The organism is Streptomyces sp. NPDC054956, from assembly GCF_053609185.1.
In genome coordinates this window covers 4052-9795 of record NZ_JBSGXB010000289.1, presented here as the reverse complement: position 1 = coordinate 9795, position 5744 = coordinate 4052, and the positions used below count along the sequence as shown (strand labels likewise).

4 protein-coding genes are annotated in these 5744 nt (G+C 73.6%); 3 read left to right on the top strand and 1 reads right to left on the bottom strand.

Annotated elements, in window-relative coordinates:
- The 3 genes from ACWGDE_RS31415 to ACWGDE_RS31405 all read left to right on the top strand — a co-directional run.
- A partial coding sequence (locus tag ACWGDE_RS31415) for a galactose oxidase-like domain-containing protein (protein ID WP_453392427.1) occupies window positions 1–1526 on the top strand: 1526 nt, incomplete at its 5' end.
- Window positions 1527–1606: 80 nt separating this feature from the next.
- Entirely contained in the window at window positions 1607–3604 is a 1998-nt protein-coding gene (locus ACWGDE_RS31410; protein WP_453392426.1) for a Dyp-type peroxidase, read from the top strand.
- Between the two features lie 9 nt (window positions 3605–3613).
- Entirely contained in the window at window positions 3614–4573 is a 960-nt protein-coding gene (locus ACWGDE_RS31405) for an aldo/keto reductase (RefSeq protein WP_453392425.1), read from the top strand.
- A 6-nt stretch (window positions 4574–4579) separates the two neighbouring features.
- Here ACWGDE_RS31405 and ACWGDE_RS31400 read toward each other — a convergent pair whose 3' ends face one another.
- Window positions 4580–5479: an esterase/lipase family protein gene (locus ACWGDE_RS31400; protein WP_453392424.1), complete on the bottom strand. Its 900-nt coding sequence runs from the start codon at window positions 5477–5479 to the stop codon at window positions 4580–4582.
- Between the last annotated feature and the right edge of the window lie 265 nt (window positions 5480–5744).

Below are 5744 nucleotides of genomic sequence, written 5' to 3'. Positions count from 1 at the left end.
CCCCGGACTTCGCCGCGCACATCGCCCTGCTGCCCACCGGCAAGGTGCTGCTCTTCTCCTTCGAGCGGATCGAGACGAACCCCACGAAGGAGCCCGCCCCCACCAACACCATCGGCGCCACGAACGCCGGCCGCGCCTTCCTCTGGGATCCGGCCGCGGGCACCGGGGCGGACGCCTTCACCAAGGTCACCCCGCCCGTGGTCGACATGCCCGACGGCACCGGTTCACCGCGCCCCGCGCCGTTCTTCTGCTCCGGCCACTCCTTCCTGCCCAACGGCATGCTGGGGGTCTTCGGCGGCAACCTCGGCGCCAACGGCGGCAGCGGCGCCAAGCTCGCCCTCGTCTTCGACCCGTGGACCGAGACCTGGAGCCGCAACCAGGACATGGCCACCGGCCGCTGGTACCCCTCCGTGGTGACCGCCGCCGACGGCCGCCAACTCGTCATGTCCGGCCAGTCCGAGCTGGGCTGGGGCACGCCGACCGCACTCGTGGAGCGCTTCCCCGCCCTCGGCTACCCCGTGCCCCGGGAGAAGGGGGACGTCCCGCGCGACGCCCCGGTCGGCCCCTTCAAGGCGAAGGCCCCCTTCACCCGCGACTACCCGCAGCTCTTCTCGCTGCGGGACGGCCTCGTCCACGGTCTCGGCCGCGTCCACGACGAACAGTGGACCTTCGACCCCGTCCACGAGACCCGCGCCGACCTCCCGCCCCGCCCGGACGGCACCACCCGGGTGTACGGGGGAGCCGTACCGCTGCCCGGCGGGTACGAGGGTCCCGACTCGGTCCTGATCATCGGCGGGGACCGGAACGACCCCCACACGTACAGGCTGTCCGGGGGCCGCTGGACCGTCGACAGCCCCCGCGCCTTCGGCCGCACCCAGGACAACACCCTGCTGATGCCGAACGGCACGCTGCTCACGGCGAGCGGCGGATACGACATCCGCGACTACGGCAACGGCGTGCTGAACCCCAACGCCGACCTGAAGTACCGCCAGTTCGAGATGCGCGACGCCCACGGGAACTGGAAGCCGGGCCCCGTCCAGCGGCTGCCGCGCGGCTACCACTCCAACGCCCTCGTCCTGCCCGACGGCCGCGTCATGGTCACCGGCGACGAGCTCCAACAGCTCGCCAACGACGCCGACATCACCGACGACATGAACGGCACCATCGAGATCTACGAGCCCGCCTACCTCCACCAGGGCGCCCGCCCCGTACTCGACGAGGTGCCCGCCGGGCCGATCGGCTACGACACCCGCTTCGAGGTCACCACGAGCACCCCCGACCGGGTCGAGCGGGCCGTGCTGCTGGCACCCACCACCGCCACGCACGCGGTCAACACCAGCCAGCGTCACCTGGAACTGCGCGTCAAGCGGCGGGCCGGCGGCACCCTCACGCTCCAGGCGCCGCCGAACGCCGCGGCCGCGCCGCCCGGTTACTACATGCTCTTCCTCCTCGACGCCCGGGGAGTACCCGGCGTCGCGCAGTGGATCAAGCTCGACGGGAAGGTCCCGGCCGCGCCGCCGCGCTGACCCCGGTCCGGCTCTCCCCGCCCCGCCACGTCTCGCCCCGTTCCCGCACCCGCTCGCCCCCTTCCCCTTGGAGTAAGCCGATGGCCCCCGCCCCGTCGCCGTCCCCGGGCTGCCCCCACACCGGACCCGCTCGCAGGACCGTCGTCCAGGCCGCCGCCTTCGCCGCCGCCGGCCTCACCGCGGGTATCGCCCCGACGGCGTGGGCCGCACCGGCCCCGGCCGGCCAGGCGGCGGCAGCCGCGGAACCCGTACGGGCCGCTGCCGCCGCGGATCCGCTCCCGCTGCGCACCGACCGCAACAGCCAGGGCGACATCCTCGCCGGATTCCGCAAGGACCACGCCTGCCTGCTGTTCCTCCACTTCGGCGACGTCGGGAAGGCCCGCCAGTGGCTGAACCGGCTACTGCCCTCGATCTCCACCACCGAGGAGGTGGCGCGCTTCAACAAGGCCTTCAGCAAGGCCCGCAGGCGCGCCGGCGGCATCGATCCCGATTCCATGTCCATCCTGTGGACCGGACTCAGCCTCACCCATCCGGGACTGCGCCTCCTCGCGGGCAAGGAACCCTTCCCCGCGGCCGGCGCGGGCTCCAACGCAGAGGCCTTCACCCAGGGCGCCGCGGCCCGCGCGCAGCAGCTCGGCGACACCGGCACCAGCGCCCCGCAGTCCTGGCTGTTCGGTGCCGAGGAGCCGGGCCGCGCGGTGCACGCGGTCCTCACCCTGGCCGCCGACGAGCCCGAACGCCTCGCCACTGCCGTCACCGACCACCGCGTCCGCGCGGGCCAGGCCGGCGCGACGGTGCTCTTCCGGCAGGACGGCGCCACCCTCTCCGGCGACCTGCGCGGGCACGAACACTTCGGCTTCGCCGACTGCATCAGCCAGCCCGGCGTACGCGGCTTCGACGAGCCCGACCCGGCCACCGGCACCAGCGTCCTCGGCAAGCCGGGGACCCGGCTGATCCCCGCCGGCGAGTTCGTGGTGGGGCCCGAGCGGGTCGGACAGCGCCCCACCGCCCTGCCCGCCTGGGCCACCGGCGGTGCCTTCCAGGTCGTACGCCGCCTCGCGCAGGACGTGCCCGGCTGGTGGACACAGGTCGCCCTGCGCCTCGCCGAGCTCCAGCGCGCCGGCTCCGCGCCCGCCGACGCCCCCCGGGAGTGGCTCGGGGCCCGGCTGATGGGCCGCTGGCCGGGCGGCATGCCCGTCGCCGTCTGCCCCGCCGCCGAACGGCTGCCCGAACCCGGCGAGGACCCCGACGCCACCCTCGACTACAGCGCCGACCCGCACGGCTGGCGGATGCCGCTGTTCGCCCACATCCGCAAGGGGAACCCGCGCGGCGGCCTCGTCCTCACCCCGGGCCGTCCTCCGCTGGCCCAGTCGGAGCTCGACGGGCGGCGCCTGATGCGGCGCGGGATCCCGTACGGCCCCGTCTACGACCCCGAACTGGGCTCCGGCCACGGCCCGGAGGCCTCGCGCGGACTGCTCTTCGTCTGCTACCAGGCGGACCTGGTCGGGCAGTTCGAGGTGGTGGCGCGCAAGTGGATGAACGAGCGGGACTTCCCGGCCGGCCGGAACCCGCGCACCGGCTGCGACCCGGTGCTCGGCCCCGATTCCCCCGTCGCCTTCGAGACCCCCTCGGGGGACGGCAGTCGGGCCGACACCCTCTTCTTCGGCCGCTTCGTACGGACGGAGGGCGCCGTCTACGCCTTCACCCCCTCGCTGCCCGTCCTGCGCGGCCTGGCCGCCGGGGAACTCGACGACTCCATCGAGTTCCACGCCGGTTCCGTCCTGCGCGGCGGCGAAGTACTCGACGCGGGCAAGGCCCGGCTGACCCTCGACAGCGCCGGAGACCTCGTGCTCCTCGACGCCGAGGGCCGCCGTACGTGGCACAGCGACACCGGGGGCGCCGCCCACGACGCCGTGTTCACGCAGGACGGCGAACTGGTCGTGCGCACCGCCGAGGGCCGCCCGGCCTGGTCGAGCGGGACCACCGGCCACCCCGGCGCCCGGCTCCTGCTGCGGACCAGCGGAGAGCTGGTGATCGTGGACGGGGACCGGGTGCTGTGGAAGGCGTCCTCCTCATAGGGTGCACGCATGGCGATCACGGCATCAGCGACAGGCGACACCCGGTTGATCTACGGCTGTATGGCTCTCGGCGGCAGCTGGGAGCCCGGCCCGTACCGGCCCGAGGACATAGACGCGGCCGAGGCGGCGATCGAGGCCGCCCTCGACAGCGGCATCACCATGTTCGACCACGCCGACATCTACCGGCACGGAAAGGCGGAAGCCGTCTTCGGCGAGGTGCTCGCCCGCACCCCCGGCCTGCGCGAGCGCGTCACGCTCCAGACCAAGTGCGGGATCCGCCTCGCCGACGGCGAGCACCCCGGCATGTACGACCTGCGCGGGGCCACCATCACCCGCCGGGTCGAGGAGAGCCTCGCCCGGCTGCGCACCGACGTCATCGACGTCCTGCTCCTGCACCGGCCCGACCCGCTGGCCGATCCGCGGGAAACCGCGGAGGCCCTCACGTCACTGCGACGGCAGGGCCTCGTAAGGGAGTTCGGCGTCTCCAACATGAACGCGGCGCAGTGCGCCCGGCTCCAGCACCACCTGGACTTCCCGCTCGTCGCCAACCAGCTGGAGATGAGCCTGGACCGGCGCGACTGGCTCGAGGACGGAGTCCTCGTGAACACCCCGGCCGCGGCGTCCGTCGGCTTCCCGGCCGGCACCGTCGAGTACTGCGTGGCCAACGGGGTCCGCATCCAGGCCTGGGGAGCGCTGGCCCAGGGCCGGTTCACCGGACGGCAGGAGAGCGAACGGGAGCACGCGACCGCCGAACTCCTCGGCGCCCTCGCCAAGGCCAAGGACACGACGCCGGAAACGGTCCTGCTGTGGTGGCTGCAGCGCCACCCGGCCCGGATCGCCCCCGTCGTCGGCACCGGCCGCCCGGAGCGCATCCGCGCCTGCCGCGACGCGGCGCTGCGCGCCCCCGACCTCAGCCACGAGGAGTGGTACTCGCTGTGGCTGACGGCCCGGGGCGCGCCGCTTCCCTAGTACGGCCTAGCCGGGAGAGCCGACCGCGCACACCAGGATCGGGGTGGCGCGGCGCGGGTCGAGGCCGTTGCGCACCATGTGCCAGACGTTGAGGTCGTAGGCCTCGCCGATGTGGCCCACCGGATCGAAGGGGCAGAAGTCCTGCACGTACTGGTTCCTGACCCCGGGCTCGCGGACGAACGCCGTCTCGGTCGGGGTCACGAGCTCGTCGTAGCGCGAGGAGATGATGGTGTAGGAGATCCCGGGCTGGGCCACCGGGCCGTCGTTCAGGGCCACGATGGCGGGGCCCCCGGGGACCTCGTCGGCCAGTACCGGGATGCCGATGGTGGTGACGATCCGCTCCATCGTCTGCCGTCCGAGCAGTTTGTCGCCCAGGTCCAGGAGGCCGGCGGCGTTGGTGCCGTGCGTCGGCGGGGCGATGGCGACGACCGCCTTGATGTGGGACTGGATGCCCTGCATCTTCGCCAGGTAGAGCGCCTGGAGCCCGCCCTCGGAGTGGCCGACGACGGACACCTGCGCGGCCCCGGTCGCGGCGCGCACCTTCTCCACGTACTCCTTGATCTCCACGTTGGAGACGGCGACCGGCTTCAGCCCGCCGACGAGCGGAAAGCCCTCGTACGCGCCGTAGGTCAGGGCGAAGGTGCAGTAGCCGCGGGCGGCCAGGTCGGCCTGGAGGAAGTTGAGGTCCTCGTACCAGGTCGCGAAGGTGCCGTGCAGCAGCACCACGGGCTCGGGGTGCGCGGAACTCGGGCGGCAGGAGAAGTCGTTGATGCCGCCCGAGCCGAGTCCGTCGGCGCCGTCGGTGGCGGCGTGCGCCGGGAAGGCGGCGCCGAGGAGGAGGGCCAGCGGGAGGCCGGCCCTGGCGAGCCATCGGCGGGTCCGTGACGCACGGGTGCTGTGTGCCATACGAGATCTCCTGACGGGGGTGTGGCGCGCTGGTCGGACTGCACAGAATGCTCCGGCGCACCGCCCGTGTCCCCTGGCGGTACGCGCAGAATGCTTCCTCCCGCGTTTGTGCACGGTGACAATGCGGGGATGGACGAGGAAGCCGGACGCGAGCGCGAGCGGGGCCCCGGGGCCGGGGAGGAATCGGCGCCCTGGCACGGACTCGGAAGCGAGGGCGCCGGGCGGACGCCGCCGGGGTTCGCCGCGTCCCTGCTGCCCCGGGTAC

Bases quoted from the DNA above. Each gene is read 5' to 3' on its own strand.
- ACWGDE_RS31400 (WP_453392424.1), bottom strand. From the start codon at position 5,479: ATGGCACACAGCACCCGTGCGTCACGGACCCGCCGATGGCTCGCCAGG.
- ACWGDE_RS31410 (WP_453392426.1), top strand. From the start codon at position 1,607: ATGGCCCCCGCCCCGTCGCCGTCCCCGGGCTGCCCCCACACCGGACCC.
- ACWGDE_RS31405 (WP_453392425.1), top strand. From the start codon at position 3,614: ATGGCGATCACGGCATCAGCGACAGGCGACACCCGGTTGATCTACGGC.